Source organism: Streptomyces sp. NPDC058579 (genome assembly GCF_042718575.1).
GTDB lineage: Bacteria > Actinomycetota > Actinomycetes > Streptomycetales > Streptomycetaceae > Streptomyces.
Genome location: NZ_JBHXPI010000003.1, coordinates 125,906 through 147,281, shown reverse-complemented (window position 1 = coordinate 147,281; position 21,376 = coordinate 125,906). Strand labels below are relative to the sequence as shown.

At 73.7% G+C, this 21,376-nt stretch carries 16 protein-coding genes; 10 read left to right on the top strand and 6 right to left on the bottom strand.

Features of this window, described 5'->3' with window-relative positions:
- Nucleotides 1-10 precede the first annotated feature (10 nt).
- Genes ACFWRO_RS05955 through ACFWRO_RS05940 form a run of 4 tightly spaced genes read left to right on the top strand, consistent with a single transcriptional unit; the run spans nt 11 to nt 6,523 of the window.
- Nucleotides 11-2,539: a tetratricopeptide repeat protein gene (locus tag ACFWRO_RS05955; RefSeq protein ID WP_384505436.1), complete on the top strand. Its 2,529-nt coding sequence runs from the start codon at nt 11-13 to the stop codon at nt 2,537-2,539.
- A 2-nt stretch (nt 2,540-2,541) separates the two neighbouring features.
- Complete coding sequence (locus ACFWRO_RS05950) at nt 2,542-3,885, top strand: protein phosphatase 2C domain-containing protein (RefSeq protein ID WP_384504839.1); 1,344 nt, start codon at nt 2,542-2,544, stop codon at nt 3,883-3,885.
- Between the two features lie 56 nt (nt 3,886-3,941).
- Complete coding sequence (locus tag ACFWRO_RS05945; protein ID WP_384504837.1) at nt 3,942-5,291, top strand: VWA domain-containing protein; 1,350 nt, start codon at nt 3,942-3,944, stop codon at nt 5,289-5,291.
- A gap of 41 nt (nt 5,292-5,332) precedes the next feature.
- The gene (locus ACFWRO_RS05940) at nt 5,333-6,523 is read left to right on the top strand and encodes an FHA domain-containing protein (RefSeq protein ID WP_384504834.1); all 1,191 of its coding nucleotides are present in this window, start codon (nt 5,333-5,335) and stop codon (nt 6,521-6,523) included.
- A gap of 17 nt (nt 6,524-6,540) precedes the next feature.
- Here the strand turns inward: ACFWRO_RS05940 and ACFWRO_RS05935 are convergent, their stop codons facing one another.
- A complete protein-coding gene (locus ACFWRO_RS05935; RefSeq protein WP_384504831.1) occupies nt 6,541-7,515 on the bottom strand; it encodes a methyltransferase domain-containing protein in 975 nt (324 codons plus the stop codon).
- 97 nt (nt 7,516-7,612) lie between these two features.
- Here ACFWRO_RS05935 and ACFWRO_RS05930 point away from each other — a divergent pair, with 97 nt between their 5' ends.
- From ACFWRO_RS05930 to ACFWRO_RS05915, 4 genes are all read left to right on the top strand, one after another.
- Nucleotides 7,613-8,017 (top strand): globin, encoded by a 405-nt coding sequence (locus ACFWRO_RS05930; protein ID WP_384504829.1) that lies wholly within the window; start codon nt 7,613-7,615, stop codon nt 8,015-8,017.
- A 169-nt stretch (nt 8,018-8,186) separates the two neighbouring features.
- Nucleotides 8,187-11,591 (top strand): ABC transporter permease, encoded by a 3,405-nt coding sequence (locus ACFWRO_RS05925; protein ID WP_384504826.1) that lies wholly within the window; start codon nt 8,187-8,189, stop codon nt 11,589-11,591.
- A 167-nt stretch (nt 11,592-11,758) separates the two neighbouring features.
- The gene (locus ACFWRO_RS05920; RefSeq protein WP_384505434.1) at nt 11,759-14,581 is read left to right on the top strand and encodes an FtsX-like permease family protein; all 2,823 of its coding nucleotides are present in this window, start codon (nt 11,759-11,761) and stop codon (nt 14,579-14,581) included.
- On the top strand, nt 14,578-15,531 hold the full coding sequence (locus tag ACFWRO_RS05915; RefSeq protein WP_384504823.1) for an ABC transporter ATP-binding protein: 954 nt from the start codon (nt 14,578-14,580) through the stop codon (nt 15,529-15,531). Before ACFWRO_RS05920 ends, ACFWRO_RS05915 begins: the two co-directional genes overlap by 4 nt.
- Before the next feature lie 86 nt (nt 15,532-15,617).
- On the opposite strand, the gene ACFWRO_RS05910 is transcribed toward ACFWRO_RS05915, so the two are convergent.
- The 3 genes from ACFWRO_RS05910 to ettA are packed head-to-tail and all read right to left on the bottom strand — an operon-like array spanning nt 15,618 to nt 18,360.
- The gene (locus tag ACFWRO_RS05910) at nt 15,618-16,265 is read right to left on the bottom strand and encodes a hypothetical protein (protein ID WP_384504820.1); all 648 of its coding nucleotides are present in this window, start codon (nt 16,263-16,265) and stop codon (nt 15,618-15,620) included.
- Nucleotides 16,262-16,693 (bottom strand): acyl-CoA thioesterase, encoded by a 432-nt coding sequence (locus ACFWRO_RS05905; protein ID WP_384504817.1) that lies wholly within the window; start codon nt 16,691-16,693, stop codon nt 16,262-16,264. The genes ACFWRO_RS05910 and ACFWRO_RS05905 overlap by 4 nt, the downstream gene beginning before the upstream one ends.
- 2 nt (nt 16,694-16,695) lie before the next feature.
- Nucleotides 16,696-18,360 carry an energy-dependent translational throttle protein EttA gene (ettA, locus tag ACFWRO_RS05900; protein ID WP_384504814.1) on the bottom strand — a complete coding sequence of 555 codons (1,665 nt, stop codon included), beginning with the start codon at nt 18,358-18,360 and terminating at the stop codon, nt 16,696-16,698.
- A 244-nt stretch (nt 18,361-18,604) separates the two neighbouring features.
- Here ettA and ACFWRO_RS05895 point away from each other — a divergent pair, with 244 nt between their 5' ends.
- Nucleotides 18,605-19,006 (top strand): hypothetical protein, encoded by a 402-nt coding sequence (locus ACFWRO_RS05895; RefSeq protein ID WP_384504812.1) that lies wholly within the window; start codon nt 18,605-18,607, stop codon nt 19,004-19,006.
- Between the two features lie 22 nt (nt 19,007-19,028).
- On the opposite strand, the gene ACFWRO_RS05890 is transcribed toward ACFWRO_RS05895, so the two are convergent.
- Both ACFWRO_RS05890 and ACFWRO_RS05885 read right to left on the bottom strand, forming a co-directional pair.
- Nucleotides 19,029-19,304 carry a hypothetical protein gene (locus tag ACFWRO_RS05890; protein WP_384504809.1) on the bottom strand — a complete coding sequence of 92 codons (276 nt, stop codon included), beginning with the start codon at nt 19,302-19,304 and terminating at the stop codon, nt 19,029-19,031.
- Between the two features lie 96 nt (nt 19,305-19,400).
- Nucleotides 19,401-20,444: an RNA polymerase subunit sigma-70 gene (locus ACFWRO_RS05885; RefSeq protein ID WP_384504806.1), complete on the bottom strand. Its 1,044-nt coding sequence runs from the start codon at nt 20,442-20,444 to the stop codon at nt 19,401-19,403.
- Between the two features lie 129 nt (nt 20,445-20,573).
- Between ACFWRO_RS05885 and ACFWRO_RS05880 the strand changes: the two genes are divergently transcribed.
- The gene (locus ACFWRO_RS05880; RefSeq protein WP_384504803.1) at nt 20,574-21,368 is read left to right on the top strand and encodes an SDR family NAD(P)-dependent oxidoreductase; all 795 of its coding nucleotides are present in this window, start codon (nt 20,574-20,576) and stop codon (nt 21,366-21,368) included.
- Nucleotides 21,369-21,376: the final 8 nt, after the last annotated feature.

The window sequence follows — 21,376 nt, the reverse complement described above, 5'->3', positions numbered from 1 at the left end:
CGGGGAGTCCGTGGTGAGCAGCTGTCAGCGTCCCTCCTGTGAGGGTTCGTACGAGGACATGGGTGGCGGCGAGCTGTACTGCGACACCTGTGGGCTCGCCCCCGTCGTCTCGCCCGGGGGCATGCTCCAGTCCAATCCGACCGGCATGGCCGTGTCCGGCAAGGAGTCCCGTTCGTCGCGGTCGAGTTCGCGGGCCTCGTCCCGGTCCTCCTCGCGCTCCTCCCGCTCCTCGACCTCGCGCCGCTCGGTCTCCGGCCGGCTCTCGCGCTCGCTGTCGGGCGGGTCCAGCGGCCGTTCGGTGTCGGTGCGCAGCTCCGGCTCGTCGACGGCGCAGTCCGGCCGGAACCGGCTGGGCGCGGGCCTGGTGACGATCCCGGAGGTGCCGCGCCCCGACCCGCGCGCGGCGGTGATGGAGAACCCCGAGGTTCCCGAGCGGAAGCGATTCTGCTCGCGCTCCGACTGCGGCGCCCCGGTGGGCCGTTCGCGGGGCGAGCGGACGGGCCGTACGGAGGGCTTCTGCACCAAGTGCGGCCACCCGTACTCCTTCGTGCCGAAGCTGACCGGCGGGGACGTCGTGCACGGGCAGTACGAAGTGGTGGGCTGTCTCGCCCACGGCGGTCTCGGCTGGGTCTACCTGGCGGTCGACCGGGCGGTCTCCGACCGCTGGGTGGTCCTCAAGGGCCTGCTCGACACCGGCGACCAGGACGCGATGGCCGCGGCGATCTCCGAGCGCCGCTTCCTCGCCGAGATCGAGCACTCCAACATCGTCCGCATCTACAACTTCGTCGAGCACCTCGACCCGCGGACCGGCTCCCTCGACGGCTACATCGTCATGGAATACGTCGGCGGCAAGTCGCTCAAGGAGATCGCCAACGACCGCAGGTCGCCGGACGGCCGGCGCGACCCGCTGCCGGTGGAGCAGGCCTGCGCGTACGGGATCGAGGCCCTGGAGGCGCTCGGGCACCTGCACAGCCGGAACCTGCTGTACTGCGACTTCAAGGTCGACAACGCGATCCAGACCGAGGACCAGCTCAAGCTGATCGACATGGGCGCGGTCCGGCGGATGGACGACGACGAGTCCGCGATCTACGGCACGGTCGGCTACCAGGCGCCGGAGGTGGCCGAGGTCGGCCCGTCGGTGGCGAGCGACCTGTACACGGTGGCGCGCACGCTCGCCGTGCTGGCCTTCGACTTCCAGGGCTACACCAACGTCTTCGTCGACTCGCTGCCCGACCCTTCGAGCGTCGAGGTCCTGCGGACGTACGAGTCGTTCTACCGCTTCCTGGTCCGCGCGACGGACCCCGACCCGGCGCGCCGTTTCGCCTCCGCGCAGGAGATGGCGGAGCAGCTGACGGGCGTCCTGCGCGAGGTCGTCGCCCTCCAGACCGGCCGCCCGCGCCCCGCGCTCTCGACGCTGTTCGGGACGGAACTGCGGGTCACCGACACGGAGTTGTTCACGGAGCTGACGGGGGACGTCTCGGCCCTCGGGGCCCGGGCGGGCGACGGCGCGCGCGGCCGCCGCAAGGCCCTGCCGGCAGGGCCGCAGGGCGGGGCGCTTCCGGTTCCGGTTCCCGCGCAGGGCGGTGCCCCCGTAGCCGTACCGGACGGGCCCTTCCTCGCGCCGCTCGACGGACGGGCCGCGGCGCTCGCGCTGCCCGTGCCGCGCGTGGACCCGACCGACCCCAACGCCGGTTTCCTGGCCGGTCTGCTGGCCTCCGCGCCCGCCGAGCTGATCAGCGCCCTGCAGACCGCGCCCGCGCCCTCCCTCGAGCTGCGGCTGCGCGAGCTGCGGGCCCGCCTGGAGCTGGACGACCCGGGCGCCGCCGGGCGCGCCCTGACCACGCTGGAGGAGCGGCACCCGGACGACTGGCGGGTCGTCTGGTACCGGGGCATCACCTCGCTGGTGACCGGCGACCACGAGAACGCGGCGCTGTCGTTCGACGCGATCTACGACGCCTTCCCCGGCGAGCCCGCCCCCAAGCTGGCCCTCGGCATCTGCGCCGAGGTGCTCGGCCAGTTGGACAACGCGGCCGAGTACTACCGCCTGGTGTGGGCGACCGACCCGAACCACGTGAGCGCCGCCTTCGCGCTCGCCCGGGTCCGGCTCGCGGCCGGCGACCGTACTGGAGCCGTGGGGACCCTGGAGTCCGTACCGGAGGCGTCGATCCACTACACCGCGGCCCGGGTCGCGGCCGTGCGGGCGCGGCTGCGCCGGCGGGCGGCGCACGAGCCGCTCGGCGCGGACCTGACGGCCGCCGCCGCGCAGGTCTCCGCGCTCCAGGGCTTCGGTCTGGACGCGGTGCGCCAGGAGCGGCTGTCGACGGAGGTCCTCGGTTCGGCGCTGGACTGGGTACTCTCCGGTAGTCCCGGCGCGGCTCCGGACGGCGCGCGGCTGCTCGGCAGCGAACTGGACGAGCGCGGGCTGCGCTTCGGCCTCGAACGCTCGTACCGGGTGCTCGCCCGGCTCGCCCAGCGGGGCGAGGAGAGGATCGAACTGGTGGAGCGGGCCAACCGTTTCCGCCCCCGGACGTGGGTGTGAGTATGTCCCAGATGCCCCAGAACGACCTGTCCGCCTGCCCAGGCTGCGCGGAGCCGGTGGACTCGGCCGACCGGTTCTGCGGGGCGTGCGGCTACGACCTCGCGGCCGTACCGGCGGCGGCCGCGGGGCCGGACCGTCCGACGGTCGCCATCGGTACGCCCGTGGCCTGGCCCGAGCCCCCGTCGCGCGACCCGAACTCCCTCTCCACGGCGACCCAGCACCCGGGCGACCTCCCGGGCACCGACTCGGGCGGCCACGACCTGCCGACGATGGCGGTCCGTACGGACACCCCGAGGGCCGCCGCGCCGCCGGAAGAACCACAGACTCCGGCGGCTCCGGCGGGCGACTTCACGCTTGCCGCGCCCGACCCCCGGGCCGCCGCCGCGCAGAGCGCCACCCCGCCCGCAGGGACGCCCGCAGGGGCCAAGCTGTGCGTGGCCTGCCGGTCCGGGGCCGTGGACGCGGACGGGTACTGCGAGAACTGCGGGCACGCCCAGCCGCGCGAGCGCGACCACATGGAGGAGGAGCTCTCCTCGGTCGCCGCCGTCAGCGACCGGGGCCTGCGCCACCACCGCAACGAGGACGCGTTCGCGGTCTCGGCCACCGCGCTGCCCGACGGCTCCCCCGCCACCCTGGCCATCGTCTGCGACGGCGTCTCCTCGGCGACCCGCCCCGACGAGGCCTCGGCCGCCGCCGCCCGCGCGGCCGGGCAGTCGCTGCTCACCGCCCTGCCGCGCGGCACCCACCCGCAGCAGGCCATGCACGAGGCGATCGTCGCCGCCGCCGAGGCGGTCAACGTCCTCGCCGAGGAACCCGGCCAGGACGGCACGGAGTCCGACCCGCACCGCCACCAGAACGCCCCGGCCTGCACGATCGTCGGCGCGATCGTCGCCGACGGCCTGCTGATCGTCGGCTGGGTCGGCGACAGCCGGGCGTACTGGGTGCCGGACGACCGCACCTCGCCGCCCGCGCGGCTCACCCAGGACGACTCCTGGGCCGCCCAGATGGTCGCGGCGGGCCTGATGAACGAGGCGGAGGCGTACGCCGACGAGCGCGCCCACGCCATCACCGGCTGGCTCGGCGCCGACGCGTACGAACTGGAGCCGCACACCGCCGCGTTCAAGCCGGACCGCCCGGGCGTGGTCGTGGTCTGCACCGACGGGCTCTGGAACTATGCCGAGGCCGCCGACGAGATGGCCCGGGTCGTGCCCGCCGACGCCGCCGGGCGGCCGCTGCACGGCGCCCAGGTGCTGGTCGGCCACGCCCTGGACGGCGGGGGCCACGACAACGTAACAGTGGCGCTGCTGCCGTTCACCCTCTCTCCACAAGGGGCAGGATCGGCCTGAGCGGTCGCCGGCCTTCTTGTCCCCCTTCACGCTTGTTTGTCGAGGAGCCTCAACTCATGGCGAACTTCTCCAAGTCGCGCGCGCCCCAGTTCTCGGTGGCCGTGTACCAGAACGAGTTCCTGCCCGAGGGCGGACGTGACGTCAGCGCCATCGTCACGGTCTCCTCGACCGGCGGCGGGACCGGCGGCAGCGCGGGCCTCGGCGGCAACGGCACGGGCCTCGGCGGCAACGGCGCGGACGCGGCCGTGGTGATCATGGTCGACTGCTCCGGTTCCATGGACTACCCGCCGACCAAGATGCGCGGCGCCCGGGACGCGACCGCCGCCGCCATCGACGCCCTGCGCGACGGCACCCTCTTCGCCGTCGTCGCAGGCACGCACGTGGCGAACGAGGTCTACCCCGGCAACGGCCGGCTCGCCGTCGCCGGACCGGCCACGCGCGGGCAGGCGAAGGACGCCCTGCGCCGCCTCAGCGCCGGCGGCGGTACGGCGATCGGCACCTGGCTGCGCCTCGCCGACCGGCTGCTCGGCTCCGCCGACGTGTCGATCCGGCACGGCATCCTGCTCACCGACGGCCGCAACGAGCACGAGTCGCCCGAGGACCTGCGCGCCGCGCTCGACGCGAGCGCGGGCCGCTTCACCTGTGACGCGCGCGGTGTCGGTACGGACTGGGAGGTCAAGGAGGTCACCGGGATCGCCTCGGCGCTTCTCGGCACGGCCGACATCGTGGCCGATCCACAGGGCCTGGCAACGGACTTCACGGTGATGGTGGAGAACGCCATGGGCAAGGAGGTCGCGGAGGTCGCGCTCCGGCTGTGGACCCCGGTCGGCGTGGAGATCGTCTTCGTCAAGCAGGTCGCCCCGACGGTCGCGGAGTTGACCGCGCGCCGCACGGAGGCCGGGCCGCGCGCCGGGGACTACCCCACCGGCTCGTGGGGCGACGAGTCCCGCGACTACCACGTCTGTGTGCGGGTCCCGCAGGCCGGGATCGGGCAGGAGATGCTCGCCGCCCGGGTCTCGCTGATCGTCCCCGACGGGCTCGGCGGCACCCCGACGACGCTCGGCCAGGGGCTCGTACGGGCCGTGTGGACGGACGACATGGCGATGTCCACGTCCATCAACCCGCAGGTCGCGCACTACACGGGCCAGGCCGAGTTGGCGCAGGTCATCCAGCAGGGCCTGGACGCGCGCAAGTCCGGAGACCACGACGGGGCGACGGCCAAGCTGGGCCGCGCGGTGCAGTTGGCGGCCGCTTCCGGCAACGAGGACACTGCGAAACTGCTTTCGAAGGTGGTCGACGTCGTCGACGCGGCGACGGGTACTGTGCGTTTGAAGGCGAAGGTCGCGGAAGCGGACGAGATGACACTCGAGACCCGCTCCACCAAGACGGTTCGCGTCAAGAAGTAGCCCGGCCAGGGGGCCGGACGACGAGAGGGGGAAGCACCGACATGCCGACCTGCCCGAACGGACACCAGTCGGTCTCCGACGACTGGTGCGAGGTCTGCGGACACCGCATGACCGGGGCGGGTGCGCCGGCGGGTGCCGTACCGCCGCCTCCCCCGCCGCCGCCCGCGTACGGCTACCCGGGGCCCGGCGGCCCCGGCGCTCCCGGCCAGGGTCCCGGTCCCGGGGGCTACGACCCGAACGCGACCGCCCAGGCCGAACTCTGCCCGCAGTGCCGCACCCCGCGCGAGGCCATGGCCCCGTTCTGCGAGGAGTGCCGCTGGAACTTCCTGACCAACACCGCGACCTCGTACACGCCGGTGGCGCCGCCCACGCCGCAGCAGAGCCCGCCGCCGGGGCTCAACCTGCCGCCGGGCTTCCAGACCCCGCCCCGGCCCGTGCAGCCCCAACCGCCGCAGCCGCAGCCGGATCCGTACGAGTACCAGGGCTCGCGGCCCTCGCAGGTGAACCGGCCGGCCGAGCCGCTCTCCGCCGACCCCACGCCGCCGCCGCAGATGCAGCCGCCGCAGGGGTTCCAGCAGGGACCGCCGCCGCCTCCGCCCTCCTTCTTCCAGGCGCCGCCGCAGGCCCCCGCGCCGCCCGCGCCGCCGCAGGGGTTCCAGCAGGGACCACCGCAGCACCAGGCACCTCCGCAGCACCAGGGGCCGCCGCCCGGCGGCGACGACTGGGTACTGCCCCCGCCCTCGCACCAGCAGGCGCCCCCGCAGGCGCAGCAGGCCCCCCAGGCTCCTCAGGCCCCGCAGCCGCAGTACCAGCCGCCGCGGCCCGCCGGGGGCTGGTCGGCGTACATCGGCCCTGACCGCGACTACTTCCTGGCGATGATGCAGCGCAGCGGTCCGGAGGCCTCGGGCCTGAACCTGCCCGCGTACTCCCCCGCGCAGCACCTGCCGCTCCAGGGCAACCAGATCGGCATCGGCCGCCGTCGCCACTCCACGGGCGAGTCCCCTGACATCGACCTGTCGGTGCCGCCGGAGGACCCGGGCGTCTCGCACCAGCACGCCGTGCTCGTGCAGCAGCCGGACGGTTCGTGGGCCGTGGTGGACCAGAACTCCACCAACGGCACGACGATCAACGGCGCCGAGGAACCGATTCAGCCCTACGTGCCGGTCCAGCTCCAGGACGGCGACCGGGTGCATGTCGGCGCCTGGACGACGATCACGATCCGGCGCGGATAGCGGAGCGCGCGGCGCGTTCAGCCGCTCGGGAGGGGCCAGGCGTACGGCCCCTCCGGGTCGTCCAGCCAGGCCCACTGCCGGCCCCCGCTCACCGTCACCCCGAAGCGCTCCCGCTCCGGCCGCCGTTCGCGCTGCCAGAGGGAGAGCGCTTCGCGCACGTCGAGGGTCTCCTCCGTCAGCGTGCGCAGGAACTGGAAGCGATCGTCCTCGAAGACGTGCCGGGGCAGCCCCATCGGCCGCCCGCGCGGGAAGCGGGCGTTGCCGCCGCGCAGGGCGACGAAGTACGCGGACGTGGCGAGGAAGCGCCCCTCGGCGTGGGCCTCGTCGCCGACCCGGAGCAGGAGCAGCCCCGTGGAGAGCGGGGTCAGGACGAGCGCGTCGGGGCGGCACTGCGCGAGCCAGGCGTACGGGACCGACGGCACGGTGCAGGTCGCGACGATCCGGTCGAAGGGGGCGCGCGCCGGGCAGCCCCGGGCGCCGTCGCCTGTGAGCACGGCGGGCCGGTGACCGGCGGCGGCGAGATGGGCGCGGGCGGACTCGGTGATCTCCTCCTCGATGTCGACGGTCGTGACGTGCTCGGCGCCGAGCCGGTGGCTGAGCAGGGCGGCGTTGTAGCCGGTGCCGGCGCCGATCTCGAGGACGTCGTCCCCGTCGCGTACGTCCAGCGCCTCCAGCATCTGGGCCATCAGGGAGGGCTGGCTGGACGAGGTGACCAGCTCCCCGTCCCGTACCCGGGTGGCCAGCGGCACGTCCCGGTAAGCCCCGCGCAGCCAGCGGGCGCGGCGGGCGGGGTCGGGGTCGCCGGACCAGAGACGTTCGTAGCCGGCGGCCCCGGAGACGTAGTAGTAGGGGACGAACAGGTGCCGGGGCACTTCGGAGAAGGCCGCGTACCAGGCGGGATCGTGAAGCACGCCGTACGCCTCGATCTCCCGCACGAGCACCCGTCGCGCCCGAGCACCCGCGTCGGCGTACTCGTCCCCTTGAGCGCCCATGTCTCCACTGTCCTGCGTGGGTGGTGGTTGGGCGAGCGCTCCGGGCGGTGGTCCTAGACCCCCGGTCCTCGGTCCGGGCATCTGAGACGATGGAACGGTGATGGAGATTCCGCGCGGCACACTTCAGGAGCAGACCTTCTACGAGCAGGTGGGTGGCGAGGAGACGTTCCGGCGGCTCGTCCGCCGCTTCTACCAGGGGGTCGCGGAGGACCCGCTGCTGCGCCCGATGTACCCGGAGGAAGACCTCGGACCTGCGGAGGAGCGTCTCGTGCTCTTCCTGATCCAGTACTGGGGCGGTCCCCGCACGTACAGCGACAACCGCGGCCACCCCCGGCTGCGGATGCGGCACGCGCCGTTCCAGGTCGACCGGGCCGCGCACGACGCCTGGCTGAAGCACATGCGCGCGGCGGTGGACGAGCTCGGTCTCGCCCCCGAGCACGAGAGCCAGCTGTGGAAGTACCTGACGTACGCGGCGGCCTCCATGGTGAACACCGCGGAGTGACGGCGCGGAGTGACCAGGCGCCCTGCTTGACGGCGCGGAGTGACGGATTCCGGAGCCTGAACCCCGGATAACGGTCACGATCCAGTCAAGGTCCCCGTGCAAGCGGTTTCCAGCGGCACGTGCCCTCTGAAAGCATCGGACGAACGTTCGGCGGGGTTCAGGGGGATGCGTGACCGGTTTTGTACTGCTGCGCGTCCGGGCTCACCGGTTGCTGCTCGCCGCCGCGCTTCTCGCGGTCCTCCTGACCACGTCCGTCCTCGCCGCCCTCGCCGCCTTCTCGGGCTCCATCGGCAACGCCGCCCTGCAGGGCACCCTCCAGGGCCGGGCCGCGCCCGGCGCCGCGCTCGTCGTCACCGGGCAGGTGCCGGTGGACAAGCGGGAGAGCGCCGAGGCCGCCGTGCGCGCGTCGGCGGGCCGGACCTTCGACGGGCTGCCGGTGAGCGTACGGAAGCTGGAGCTCTCGGGCCCGTACGCGCTCCCCCGCACCCTCCAGAGCCCGGCCGCGCGCCAGGGCGAACCGGACCTCACCCATGTCGCGGCCCTCGACCGGTCGCGGCTCGCTCTCGTCAAGGGCGCCTGGCCGGTCGACACCCCGGGCGCCGTGATCGACGTCGCCGTCCCCGAAGAGGCGGCGAAGCGGCTGCGGATCGGGCCCGGAACCGTCCTCGACCTCACCGACCGGCTCGGCGGGAAGCCCGTGCGGGCCCGGGTCACCGGGCTCTACCGGCCCGTCGACCAGAGCGACCTCTACTGGCAGCTGGACAAGGCGGGCGGCCGCGGGGTGAAGACCGTCGTCTTCACGACGTACGGCCCGCTGCTCGCCGACCCCGCCGTGCTCGCCGCCGGGCGGGTCAGCTCGGGCGAGACGTCCTGGCTGGCGTCCGCCGACTACACCGGCGTCACCACCGAGCGCATCGGCGCGCTGAGCGCCGCCGCCTCGGCCGAGCCGAAGGCGCTCGCCACCGACATCGCCCCGTTCGGCACGACCGTCACCGCGCGCACCTCGCTGCCCACCGTCCTGGCGCAGACCGAGCGGGCCCTGCTCGTCTCCCGGTCCACGCTCATGATCGTCGCGGTGCAGCTGGTGCTGCTCGCCGCGTACGCCCTGCTGCTCGTCGCCCGGCTGCTGAGCACCGAGCGGTCCGGGGAGACGGCGCTGCTGCGGGCCCGGGGCGGTTCGCGGCGCCGGATCGCCGGGCTCGCCGCCGTGGAGGCGCTGCTGCTCGCGCTGCCCGCCGCCGTGATCGCCCCGCTGCTCGCGGGGCCGCTGACCCGGCTGCTCGCGGACCGCTCCGCGCTCGGCGCGCTCGGGGTCCGGCTGGACGACATCCCGCTCGGCCAGGTGTGGCTGGTCGCGGCCCTCGCCGCCGTGTGCTGCGCGGCCGCCGTCGTGGCGCCCGCGCTGAGCACCGGGGACGGCGCGGGCGTCAGCCTGCGCAAGAAGCGAGCCGCGTCCCTGCCGGCGCCGGTGCGGGCCGGGGCCGATGTCGGCCTGCTGGTCGTCGCGGCCGTCGCGTACTGGCAGCTCGACCGGCAGACCGGCGGCGCCGCCGAGGGCGTGGACTCCGTGGACGGGGGTTCCGGGGCGCTCACCGGTGACCGCGCGGGCGCGCTCGGCATCGACCCGCTGCTCGTCGCCGCCCCGGCGCTCGCGCTGCTCGCCGGCACCGTCCTGACCCTGCGGCTGCTGCCCCCCACGGCCCGGCTCGCCGAGCGGCGCGCCGCGAGCGGCCGGGGGCTGCCGGCCGCGCTCGCGGGCTGGCAGCTCAGCCGCCGACCGCTGCGCGGCGCGGGCCCCGTCCTGCTGCTCGTGCTCGCCGTCGCGATGGGCATGCTGGCCATCGGGCAGAGCGCCTCCTGGGAGCGTTCGCAGGAGGACCGGGCCGACTTCCGTACGGGAACGGCCGTCCGGGTCCTGACCAACGGCGCGGTCGAACCGGCGCAGGCCGCGCAGTTCACGACGCTGCCCGGCGTCGACTCGGTCGCCCCCGCGCACCGCTCCACGACGAGCCTCGCGGGCAACCGCACCGGGACGGTCCTCGCCCTCGACATCGAGCACGCCGCCGACGACTTCCGGCTCCGCGAGGACCTCTCGGACGTCCCGACCGGCCGACTGCTGTCCTCGCTGGCGGGGCGGGCCGACGGTCCGGACCCCGGGATCGCGCTCCCGGAAGGCACCCGGGGCCTGGTCCTCGACCTGCGGCGCACGGCGCCGCGCGGCACCGAGCCGGTCCAGGTGACGGTCGTCGTGGAGGACCAGTACGGGATCCCGTACCGCAAGCTCGCCGGCCCGCTGCCCTCCGACGGGCAGCGCCACCGGCTCACGCTCGACCTGGCGGCGCAGGACGCTCGGGGGACTCAGGGAGCTCAGGGGGCTCCGGGGGCGGAGGCCGTGCCCCTCGGGCCGATGAGGCTGACCGGCGTCGAACTCGACGGGGTGGTCCTCGAAGGGAGCGGCGGGCCGCAGACCTTCGCGATCGAGGGGCTCCTCTCCCGCCACGAGAACGGCACCGAGCGGCCGGTCGAGGCCGTGCGCTCGCTCGCCTCCTGGCCCACCCACTACCAGGCGGTCGAGGACGGCGAACCCGAGAGGCCGGTCGCGCTGACCGGGCGTACCGCCGGTGCGACCCCGTACACGGTCGGGTTCACCGCCGGCTGGTCCGCCGGCGCGACGACACCGGACCCGCTGTGGGGCGAGCAGGAGTACGGACTGCGGATCGCCGCCCCGCGCCCCGCGCCGCCCAAGACGCTGAGCGGGGTGGCCACGGACGCCTTCCTCACCGCCGCCGGCGCGAAGAAGGGCGACCAGGTCGAGGTGTCCCTCGGCGGTCTGCGGCTGAACGTGACGATCGTGGGCACGGCCCGCGAGCTGCCGACCACGGGCCCCGGCGCGACGGCCGTCACCGCGGGCTCCCCGGCCGCCACGCCCGACGACGGGGGCGCGCTCCTGGTGGATCTGCGGGCGGCCAACGCGTTCCTCTCCACCGACCCCACCGCGAGCCTCGCGCCCACCGAGTGGTGGCTGACCACCGCGCCCGGCCGCGCCGACGAGGTCGCCGACGCCCTGCGCGCCCGGCCCGACGCGGACCCCGCCCAGGTGCTCGTACGGGACGAGGCGGCGGCCGAGCTGCTCGGCGACCCACTCGGCGCGGGCCCCAACGCGGCGCTGATGGCCGTCGCGGCGGCCGCGGCGGCGCTCGCGGCGGTCGGCTTCGCGGTGAGCGCGGCCGGTTCGACGCGTGAACGGTCGGCGGAGTTCGGGGTGTTGCGGGCGCTCGGCGCCCCGCGCCGCCAGCTCGCCCGGCTGATCGCGGCCGAGCAGGGCCTGCTCGTGGGCATCGGCCTCCTGGTGGGCGTGGCGCTCGGCACCGTACTGACGCGGGCCGTCGTGCCCCTGATCGTGCTGACCGGTCAGGCGGCCCAGCCCGTCCCGCGCGTCCTGGTCCAACTCCCGCCCGGTCACGTGGCCCTGCTGCTCGCCGGGGTCGCCGCGCTGCCGCTCCTGATCGTCGCCGCGATCGCGCTGCGCCGCACGGACCCGGCCGTGACCCTGCGCCACCAGGGGGACCAGTGAAGCGCGACGACGGGACCGAAAAGGCAGCCGCCGACGAGACGACCGGCAAGGCAGCCGTCGACGGCACCACCGGCAAGGCAGCCGCCGCCGACGCCGACACGACCCGTAAGGCAGCCGCCGCCGACGACACGACCCGCACGGCCTCTGCAAGGAAGGCGACCGACACCATGCCCCGCAAGGACGGCCGATCGGCCTCCCGGTCGGCCGCTGAACGCCGTAGCCGCACAGGCTCGAAACGCAGCCGCGCCGTCGCGCCCTGGGTGCGGACCCGGCTGCGGACCGCGCCGGGGACGGCGGTGGCCTTCGCACTGCTCGTCCTGGTCACCGCGTTCCTCGCCGCCGCCCTCCCCCGGACCGTCGACGGGTACGAGAGCGAGGGCCTGCGCCACGACATCGTGAGCGCGCCGCCCCGCACCACGGTCCTCGACATCACCAGCACCCAACCGCCGCTCGACCTCCCCCCGGAGGCCCGCGCGAGGGAGGTCTCCCCGGAGCTGCTGGCGGAGCGGAGCACCGAGCTCCAGAAGCTGGTGCCCGCGCCGCTCCGCGTCGACCGGGCGGAATCCGCGCACGGGGTGCGGACCACCAAGCGGGTCACCGGGCTCGACCCCTGGCTCCCGAAACCGTCCGGCCTGCCCCCCGAGTTCACGCTCAGCACGCTGACGGAGCTCGCCGGCCACACGACCGTACGGGAGGGCCGGCTGCCCACCCGGGTGGAGCCCGGCCGGTCGAGCGAGGTCGCCGTCACCCGGGAGACGGCGAAGTCGCTGCGCCTGAAGGTCGGTTCGGTCGTCCACGTACCGGATCTGTTCGCCAAGGAGCCGCTCGCCCTGACCGTCGTCGGGATCGTCGAACCGCTGCGCCCGCAGGGCGCCTACTGGTCCGCCGACGCGCTCCTGCGCACCCCGACGTACGCCTCGAAGACCACGGCCAACGGCACGTACTTCTACTGGCAGGCCGCACTGCTGCTGCCGCCCGCCGGTGCCACCACGATCATGGCGGGCAACGGCGAGCCCGAGGTGTACTGGCGCTTCGCCCCCGACGTCGGCCGGCTCACCGCGCAGGACGAGGAGCGGCTGACCGGCGCGCTCGCCTCGCTCGCCGGCGGCCCCGACCTGGTGCGGGTCCGGGAGACGGTGGGCCCGACCGGCGCGACCGCGACCGGCCTCGACGAGATCCTGGAGGCGTACGGCGGGATGCGGTCGGCCATCGCGCCGGTCGTCGCCGTCGCCGCCTTCGGCATCGGCGCGGTCGCAGCGGTCGTCCTCGCCATGACCGGCGGCCTGTTCGCCGCCCGGCGCGCCGCCGAACTGGCGCTGCTGCGCTCGCGCGGCGGGTCCCTGGCCGGGATCGGCGTCCGGCTGCTCGGCGAGACGGCCGTCCTGGCCCTGCCCGCCGCCGCGCTCGGGCTGCTGCTCGCGACGCTCGCCTTCCCCGCGGCCCGGTTCCTGCCCGCGCTCGCCGCCGCCGGGGCGGTCGCGCTGCTCGCGACCCTTGCGCTGCCCCTGCGGGCGCTGTTCCTGCACCGCAAGCCGCTCGCCCACGGCGGGCGCGAGGACCTGGTCGACGCCCGCCCCTCCCGGGGCCGTACGGTCGCCGAACTCACCGTCCTCGTCCTGGCCGTCGGCGCGGTCGCCGCGCTGCGGCGGCGCGGCACCGGGGACTCCGGGGACTATCTGGTGAGTTCGGCTCCGGTGCTCGTCGCGCTGATCGCCGCGCTCGTCCTCGTACGGCTGTATCCGCTGCCGCTGCGGTGGGCGGCCCGCCCGGCGCGCCGGCTGCGTGGCGCGGTCGGCTTCCTGTCGCTCGCCCGGGCCGGACGTTCCTCGGCGACGGGCGCGCTGCCGCTGCTCGCGCTGCTCGTGGCGCTGACGACGGCCGCGTTCGGCGGTTCGGTGCTCGCCGGGGTCGCCGACGCGCGGGACCGGGCGGCGCTCCTGGAGACGGGCGCGGACGCGCGGGTGACGGGCAACGCCGATGCCGTCCCGCTCACGGACGGCCTCACGGCGGCGGTGCGCGGGACTGCGGGGGTGACGGACGTGACCACGGCCCAGGTCGAGTACGGCGTCGAACTGCCGACGGGAACCGGCCGGTTGCCGGAGCTGCGGACGACGGCGCTTGTGGGCGTGGACCCGGAGTCGTACACCCGGCTCGCGGGCCGGACGGGCTTCGGCCCGTTCGCGGCGGGGCTGCTGAAGCCGACGGGTGCGGACCGCGCCGAGAAGCGGGTTCTGCCGGCGATCGCCTCACCGGCGGTCGCGGAGCGGCTCGGGACCGAGCCGCGGGATCTGGAGGCGGCGGCAGGCGAGTTCGCCGTACGGATCGTGGCGGTACGGACGGGCACGCCGGCCCTGCCCGAGCAGGACTTCCTGCTGGTCAACGGCGCCGACCTGCCCCGTGGCGAGGACACCGTCCTGCTGGCCTCCGGCCCGGCGCTGGACGGAGCGGCGCTGCGGAAGGCGGTCGCGGCGAAGTCCCCGGACTTCTCGGTGGTGCTGCGGGCCGAGCGGCGCGCCACGTACGTCGACTCGCCGATGCAGGCGGGCGCCGAGCGGATCTATCTGACGGCGATCGGAGCGGGCGCGGGCTATGCCGTCCTCGCCCTCCTGCTGTCGCTGATGCAGTCCGCGCCGGAACGGGCCACGCTGCTCGCCCGGTTGCGGACCATGGGCCTCACCCGGCGGCAGGGCAGGCGCCTGCTCGGTCTGGAGGCGCTGCCGCAGGCGCTGCTCGCGGCGGCCGGCGGCACGCTCGTCGGCTGGGCGACGATCCTGCTGCTCGCTCCGGGCGTGGACCTGGTCCGGCTCTCGCTGGCGGCGCCGCCGGGCCTCGCCACGCTCGACAGCGCGCCGCTGCGGGCGGACGTGTGGTCGCTGGTGCTGCCGGCGGCGGGCGTGGTGCTGCTGGCCGCGCTCGCGGCGGGCCTTCAGGCGTGGTGGTCGGCCCGTACCGGATCGATCAAGGAACTCAGGGCAGGAGACGCACGATGACGACGACCGACACCACGCTGGCCGAGTTGGAGCAGCGGGCGACGGCGCACCGCGACCGCCCCTCGTACGGGCACGACGCCCTGATCGCCTGCGATCGGCTTGTACGGATCTTCACCACGGACGGGGTGGAGGTGCAGGCGCTCCAGGGCCTCGATCTGCTGGTGCAAGAGGGCGAGTTGATGGCCCTGGTCGGTGCGTCGGGCAGCGGCAAGTCGACGCTCATGAACATCCTCGCCGGCCTCGACGTGCCGACGGCCGGCGCGGCGAAGGTCGCGGGCTGCGACCTGCTCGCGATGGACGCGAAGGCGCGGCTGCGGTACCGGCGGGACGTGGTGGGCTTCGTCTGGCAGCAGACGGCGCGCAACCTCCTCCCGTACCTGACGGCCGCTCAGAACGTGGCGCTGCCGATGCAGTTGCGGGGCGGGCGGGTGCGGTCGAGGCGGAAGGCGGAGCGGGCCGAGGAGCTGCTCGCGATGCTGGAGGTGGCGGACTGCCGGGACCGCAGGCCGCACCAGATGTCCGGCGGACAGCAGCAGCGGGTGGCGATCGCCGTGGCGCTCGCCAACTCCCCCTCGGTCCTGCTCGCCGACGAGCCGACGGGCGAGCTGGACTCGGCGACGGGCGAACAGGTCTTCGCGGCCTTCCGGCGCGCCAACGAGGAGCTGGGCACGACGATCGTGATCGTCACCCACGACCAGACGGTCGCCTCGGAGGTACGCCGCACGGTCGCCATCCGCGACGGCCGCACGTCCTCCGAGGTGCTGCGCCGCACGGAGGTCGACGCGGAGGGCCAGGAGTCGCTGGTGTCCCGCGAGTACGCGATGCTCGACCGCGCGGGGAGGCTGCAACTCCCGGCGGAGTACACGGAGTCCCTGGGCATGGAGCACCGCGTGCTGCTTGAGCTGGAGCAGGACCACATCGGGGTGTGGCCGGACGAGACGAAGGGCTGAGCGCGCCAGCGTCGGCTGCGGCTCAGGCGAAGACGCGAAGGGCTGAGTCCGGTACCGCCGGTAGCCGGACCGTCCTCGTCGACGGCTCAGGCGAAGGGCAGGGAGGACGGGAGGGTCCGTACGGCTATCGACCCGTAGGGCGTACGGAGCCGGAGCCACGGGCCCGAGGCGAGCAGCGCGACCGGCACGCCCTCGCCCGGCAGGAAGCCGAGGGACTGTGCGGCGTGGACGGCCCGCAGCGGAAGCCCGGTCGCCTCGACCGTACGCGACCAGATCTCGCGCCCGATCCGGTCCCGCTCCGCCCGAGTGCGCCGTTCCGCGGGCAACTCCTCGTCCCGCGCCCGGAATTCGGCGACGGCCACGGCGACCGCGCCCCGCAGACCGGCCGCGCCGGGCAGTCCGGCGACCGGCTCCCAGCCACCCCGGGGCGGCAGGACACCGGCCCAGGGAGGCCCGGTGACGGCGTCGGGGACGACGGCCTTGCCGGCCGACTCCTCGATGCCTTCGAGGAGTTCACCGGCGGACACGGTCACATCCAGATCCACGGCGTCGACGAGCCGTGCCGTACGGATCGCGAGCACCTCGAACGACGGCGGCCGCCCGAAGACGGCGAGCGCGCCGCCACCGGCCTGGAGGCGGACGGCGGCGGCGCGGTCGTAGTGGACCAGCCGGGCCAGGAAGGCGGCGAGGTCCGCCGCCTCCCTGGCGTCGGCGAAGTGCAGCGGTGCGATCATGCGGCGGCGGCCCCGCCCTGCATCCCGTCGTCCATGTACTCCTCCAGGAACGAACGCTCCTCGGCGGAGATGCGACGCGGCCGCTGGGCCTCCAGGTCGAAGGGGACGACGACCGTCGAGGCCCGTACGTACGTCACGTCCGGGTCCTTGATCTCGTACGCGATCGTCAGCGACGCCGCGCCTATCTTCGTGACCCAGGACTCGATGGTGACCGGCGCGTGCCGGTGCACCAACGGGCGCACGTAGTCGATCTCGTGCCGGGCCACGACGGACCCGCCGGAGAACGACGGCGAACCGTCGCCCGGCGCGAGCCGGAACATGAAGTCGATCCGCGCCTCTTCCAAGTACCGCAGGAAGACGACGTTGTTGACGTGCCCGAAGGCGTCCATGTCCGACCAGCGCAGGGGACAGCTGTAGATGTGGCGCACGCTCAGCCTCGGGTCAGCTTCTTGTACGTGGCGCGGTGCGGACGGGCCGCGTCGGCACCCAGGCGCTCGATCTTGTTCTTCTCGTAGGACTCGAAGTTGCCCTCGAACCAGTACCACTTCGACTCACCCTCGTACGCGAGGATGTGCGTGGCGACCCGGTCGAGGAACCAGCGGTCGTGGGAGACGACCACGGCCGCACCGGGAAACTCCAGGAGCGCGTTCTCCAGCGAAGAAAGCGTCTCCACATCCAGGTCGTTGGTCGGCTCGTCGAGGAGCAGCAGGTTGCCGCCCTGCTTGAGGGTGAGCGCCAGGTTGAGGCGGTTGCGCTCACCGCCGGAGAGCACACCGGCCGGCTTCTGCTGGTCCGGACCCTTGAAGCCGAAGGCGGACACGTACGCCCGCGACGGCATCTCGACCTGACCGACGTTGATGTAGTCCAGCTCGTCGGAGACGACGGCCCAGAGGGTCTTCTTCGGGTCGATGTTGGCGCGGCTCTGGTCGACGTACGAGATCTTGACGGTCTCGCCGACCTTGATCTCGCCGGAGTCCGGGGTCTCGAGGCCCTGGATCATCTTGAAGAGCGTGGTCTTGCCGGCGCCGTTGGGGCCGATGATGCCGACGATGCCGTTACGGGGCAGGGTGAAGGACAGGTCGTCGATGAGGACCTTCTCGCCGAAGGCCTTGGAGAGGTTGTTGACCTCGACGACGATCGAGCCCAGACGCGGGCCCGGCGGGATCTGGATCTCCTCGAAGTCCAGCTTCCGCATCTTGTCGGCCTCGGCGGCCATCTCCTCGTAGCGAGCAAGACGGGCCTTGGACTTGGCCTGACGCCCCTTGGCGTTCGACCGCACCCACTCGAGCTCTTCCTTCAGGCGCTTGGCCCGCTTGGCGTCCTTCTGGCCCTCGACCTTGAGGCGGGTCGCCTTGTTCTCCAGGTAGGTGGAGTAGTTGCCCTCGTAGGGGTGGGCGCGACCGCGGTCGAGCTCCAGGATCCACTCGGCCACGTTGTCGAGGAAGTACCGGTCGTGGGTGACGGCGACGACGGTGCCGGGGTACTTGGCGAGGTGCTGCTCCAGCCACTGCACGGACTCGGCGTCCAGGTGGTTGGTGGGCTCGTCGAGGAGCAGCAGGTCGGGCGCCTCGAGCAGGAGCTTGCAGAGCGCGACGCGGCGCTTCTCACCACCGGAGAGGTTGGTGACGGCCCAGTCGCCGGGCGGGCAGCCCAGCGCGTCCATGGCCTGCTCCAGCTGCGCGTCGAGGTCCCAGGCGTTGGCGTGGTCCAGGTCCTCCTGGAGCTTGCCCATCTCCTCGAGGAGGGCGTCCGAGTAGTCGGTCGCCATGAGCTCGGCGACCTCGTTGAAGCGGTGAAGCTTCCCCATGATCTCGGCGGCGCCGTCCTGGACGTTCTGCAGGACGGTCTTGGACTCGTCGAGCGGAGGCTCCTGGAGGAGCATGCCGACGCTGTACCCGGGCGACAGGAACGCGTCACCGTTGGACGGCTGCTCAAGGCCGGCCATGATCTTGAGGACGGTGGACTTACCGGCACCGTTCGGGCCGACCACACCGATCTTCGCACCGGGCAGGAAGCTCAGCGTCACGTCATCGAGGATGACCTTGTCGCCGTGCGCCTTGCGCGTCTTGCGCATCGTGTAGATGTACTCAGCCAAGAGAAACCGTCCGGCAAAGAGTGAGTGGGCAGATACACCCCATCTTGCCTGACCGCCACCCCGTGATGGAAACCAGTACTGCGCGGCTCCCCTGATCTGCCGGTTCCCGGGACAACCCGCGTAGCGGACCTGTCACTATCGGTAGCCAAGGGCCTCGGCCCCTGTGTTGCTTGGCATAGGTACTCGGGTGTGGCTGAGTACCTGCGCGCTGGTCGCCCCAGCGGTGAGCAGGAAGCCTTGGGCCATGCGACAAAGACGACTGGGACTCGCTCCCCAGCTGGTGATCCCCGTGCTGGCTCTGGTGGCGCTGGCGGCATGGGCCGCCTGGCTGGGCTGGGACCAACTTCGTGACGTGCACCCCGACGGATCCACGACCGGGCCCTACGAGGCGTGGCAGGTGATCGGGCTCGTCCTGACTCTGCTGGTACCGGTGTACTGGGCCGCATCCCGGCGCCACGTCGTGGGCGCTGTGCTCGGCACCACCGCCGGTCTGACCGTGGCCGCCTTCTACGACTGGTCGGACGACGGCAGCGGCCTCTTCGTGATCGGCGTGGGGACGGTCACGGTGGGAAGCCTCGCCGCGACCGCCGCCCTTTCCGCGGTCATCGCTGCCGCGACACGAGGCCGGCCCGACCATCACCGCTGAGTGGGGTGCGGCCGCCCTCCTGTCACCATCCGATGTGGGGCTCGCCCAGGACCTTGCTGCCGATGTGTGCGGCGAGTTCCTGGGCCCGGGGCAGGTCGCCGAACTTGCCCACGTGGACGAAGACGGTGTGGTGATCGGTCCACCCGTCCCACTGGGCGTCCTCGCCGTGGAACACGACGGCGAAGAGCCCGACCTCGTCATCGCGCTCCGCCAGTAGCGCGCACAGGCTCTTGGCCTGCATGTACGCCGTTGCGGAGTCGGTGGTCCGGAGAACGGGATACGCCATGGAATTGCCCATGGCCGTACCGTCACATGCCTTCGCAAGCCTCCGCCAGCAGGTTTCCGCGCCTGGAACAGGGGCACCCAGAAACCAGTACGGCCGGGTGACGGTTGGTCACGCCCCGTGTCCGGGGAGTGTGGGTGGGAGGCCGAATCGGGGGAGCAAGGTCGCGTCGAAGCGGGTGAAAGCGCTGATGCGGTCGCCGGTGGGGGTGGCGGTGAGGGTGAGGACGAAGAGGCCTGAGGCGGGGCGGGTGGCAGTGGGGGTGCTTGTGCTTGTGCTTGTGCGGAGGTAGGCGGCGAAGGCGGGCTGGGCGTTGGCTCGGGTCGGGATCAGGTCGACTCTGCGGCCCGAGTCGAAGATCGCGGCGAAGAGGCGGGCCGCGGCGGGGCGGCCTTCGTACGTGAGGGGGATCGGCGGCATGGAGACGAGGACGTCGTCGGTGAGGAGGGCGAGCAGCGCGTCCAGGTCGCCGGATTCGTAGGCGCGGACGAAGGCGGTCACGAGTGCCTGTTCGGAGGGGCTTCCGGGGGTGGGTACCGCGCCGGCGCTGCGGTGCTTCAGGGTGGCGCGGGCGCGTTTGAGGGCGCTGTCGACCGCGCCGGCGGTCGCGTCGAGCATCTCGGCCACCTCGGCCGCCTTGAATCCGAGGACGTCGCGCAGGACAAGTACGGCTAGCTGGCGGGGCGGCAGGGTCTGGAGGGCCGTGACGAAGGCCAGGGAGAGCGACTCCTTCTGCTCGTAGCGGGCCTCGGGGCCGAGCGGGGTGTCGAGCGCCCCGTCGAGGAGGGCGTCGGGCAGCGGCTCGAGCCAGGGGACCTCGCCGCGCCGGGTGGGCTCGGGCGGTACGACGCCGGGCATGTCCCACTCGCGGGCGCGGCGCCGGTGGGCGGAGCGGCGCGCGTTGAGGCAGCGGTTGGTGGCGATCCGGTAGAGCCAGGTGCGGATGGATGCGCGGCCCTCGAAGCCGCCGAGACCCTGCCAGGCGGCCAGCAACGTGTCCTGGAGGACGTCCTCGGCGTCCTGGAGGGAGCCGAGCATCCGGTAGCAGTGCACGTGCAGCTCTCGACGGTGCGGCTCGGTCAGCGCGCGGAACGCCTCACCGTCGCCGTCCCGCGCCCTGGTGATGAGGTCGGCTGTGGTCAGGTCGGCTGTCATGGGCTCCACCACCTCCATCGTGTACGGACACCGGTCGGGCAGCGAACCGGGCGACGGGCGAGCGCCCGGTTTCTGTGGGGCGCGGTGTCTGTCTCTTCGGGAGGAGTGAAACGGAGAGGAGTCGGAGTGATGCTGCTGCTCAAGGACAAGGTCGCTGTGATCCACGGGGCCGGGGGCGCGATCGGCGGCGCCGTCGCGCGTACGTTCGCGGCGGAGGGCGCGGAGCTCTTCCTGGCCGGGCGCCGCCAGGGCCCCGTCGAAGCCGTCGCCGAGGACGTCGTCGCGGCCGGCGGGTCGGCGGTGGCGGCGGAGGTGGACGTCCTCGACGAGGGGGCGGTGGACCGGTACCTGCGGTCGGTGACCGAGCAGGCGGGGCGGCTCGACGTCTCGTTCGACGCCGTCGGCATCCCGAACGCCGAGATCCTGGGCGTCCCGCTGACGGACCTGGACGCCGAACGCTTCGCCCTGCCGATCACGGCGTACACGCGCGCGTACTTCCTGACCGCGCGGCTCGCGGCCCGGCGGATGGTCGAGCGGGGATCAGGGGTGATCATGACCGTCACCGCGCTCCATTCCCGTACCGGCATCCCCCTGGTGGGCGGTTACGGCCCCGCGATGGCGGCGAAGGAAGCCCTCACCCGCGCCCTGTCCGCCGAACTCGCCCCGCTCGGCCTCCGCGTCGTCGGCCTGCGCCCCCAGGCCATGCCGGAGACCCGCACGATCCGCGAGGCATTCCAACCGCGCGCCGAGGCCTCGGGCCTGACGTGGGAGCAGTGGCAGCACGCTCTCGCGACCCGGACCCACCCGCGACGGCTCATGTCCCTGGACGAACTGGCACACGTGGCGGCCTTCCTGGCCTCCGACCGCGCGAGCGGTCTTACCGGGACCACCGTCAACCTGACGATGGGCAGCCTGGACGACTAGGACCCGCT

Excerpts from the sequence above, each read along its gene's own strand:
- ACFWRO_RS05895 (WP_384504812.1), top strand. The coding sequence starts at position 18,605 with ATGCGACAAAGACGACTGGGACTCGCTCCCCAGCTGGTGATCCCCGTG.
- ACFWRO_RS05920 (WP_384505434.1), top strand. The coding sequence starts at position 11,759 with ATGCCCCGCAAGGACGGCCGATCGGCCTCCCGGTCGGCCGCTGAACGC.
- ACFWRO_RS05890 (WP_384504809.1), bottom strand. The coding sequence starts at position 19,304 with ATGGGCAATTCCATGGCGTATCCCGTTCTCCGGACCACCGACTCCGCA.
- ACFWRO_RS05915 (WP_384504823.1), top strand. The coding sequence starts at position 14,578 with ATGACGACGACCGACACCACGCTGGCCGAGTTGGAGCAGCGGGCGACG.
- ACFWRO_RS05880 (WP_384504803.1), top strand. The coding sequence starts at position 20,574 with ATGCTGCTGCTCAAGGACAAGGTCGCTGTGATCCACGGGGCCGGGGGC.
- ACFWRO_RS05945 (WP_384504837.1), top strand. The coding sequence starts at position 3,942 with ATGGCGAACTTCTCCAAGTCGCGCGCGCCCCAGTTCTCGGTGGCCGTG.
- ACFWRO_RS05910 (WP_384504820.1), bottom strand. The coding sequence starts at position 16,265 with ATGATCGCACCGCTGCACTTCGCCGACGCCAGGGAGGCGGCGGACCTC.
- ACFWRO_RS05940 (WP_384504834.1), top strand. The coding sequence starts at position 5,333 with ATGCCGACCTGCCCGAACGGACACCAGTCGGTCTCCGACGACTGGTGC.
- ACFWRO_RS05885 (WP_384504806.1), bottom strand. The coding sequence starts at position 20,444 with ATGACAGCCGACCTGACCACAGCCGACCTCATCACCAGGGCGCGGGAC.
- ACFWRO_RS05950 (WP_384504839.1), top strand. The coding sequence starts at position 2,542 with ATGTCCCAGATGCCCCAGAACGACCTGTCCGCCTGCCCAGGCTGCGCG.
- ACFWRO_RS05935 (WP_384504831.1), bottom strand. The coding sequence starts at position 7,515 with ATGGGCGCTCAAGGGGACGAGTACGCCGACGCGGGTGCTCGGGCGCGA.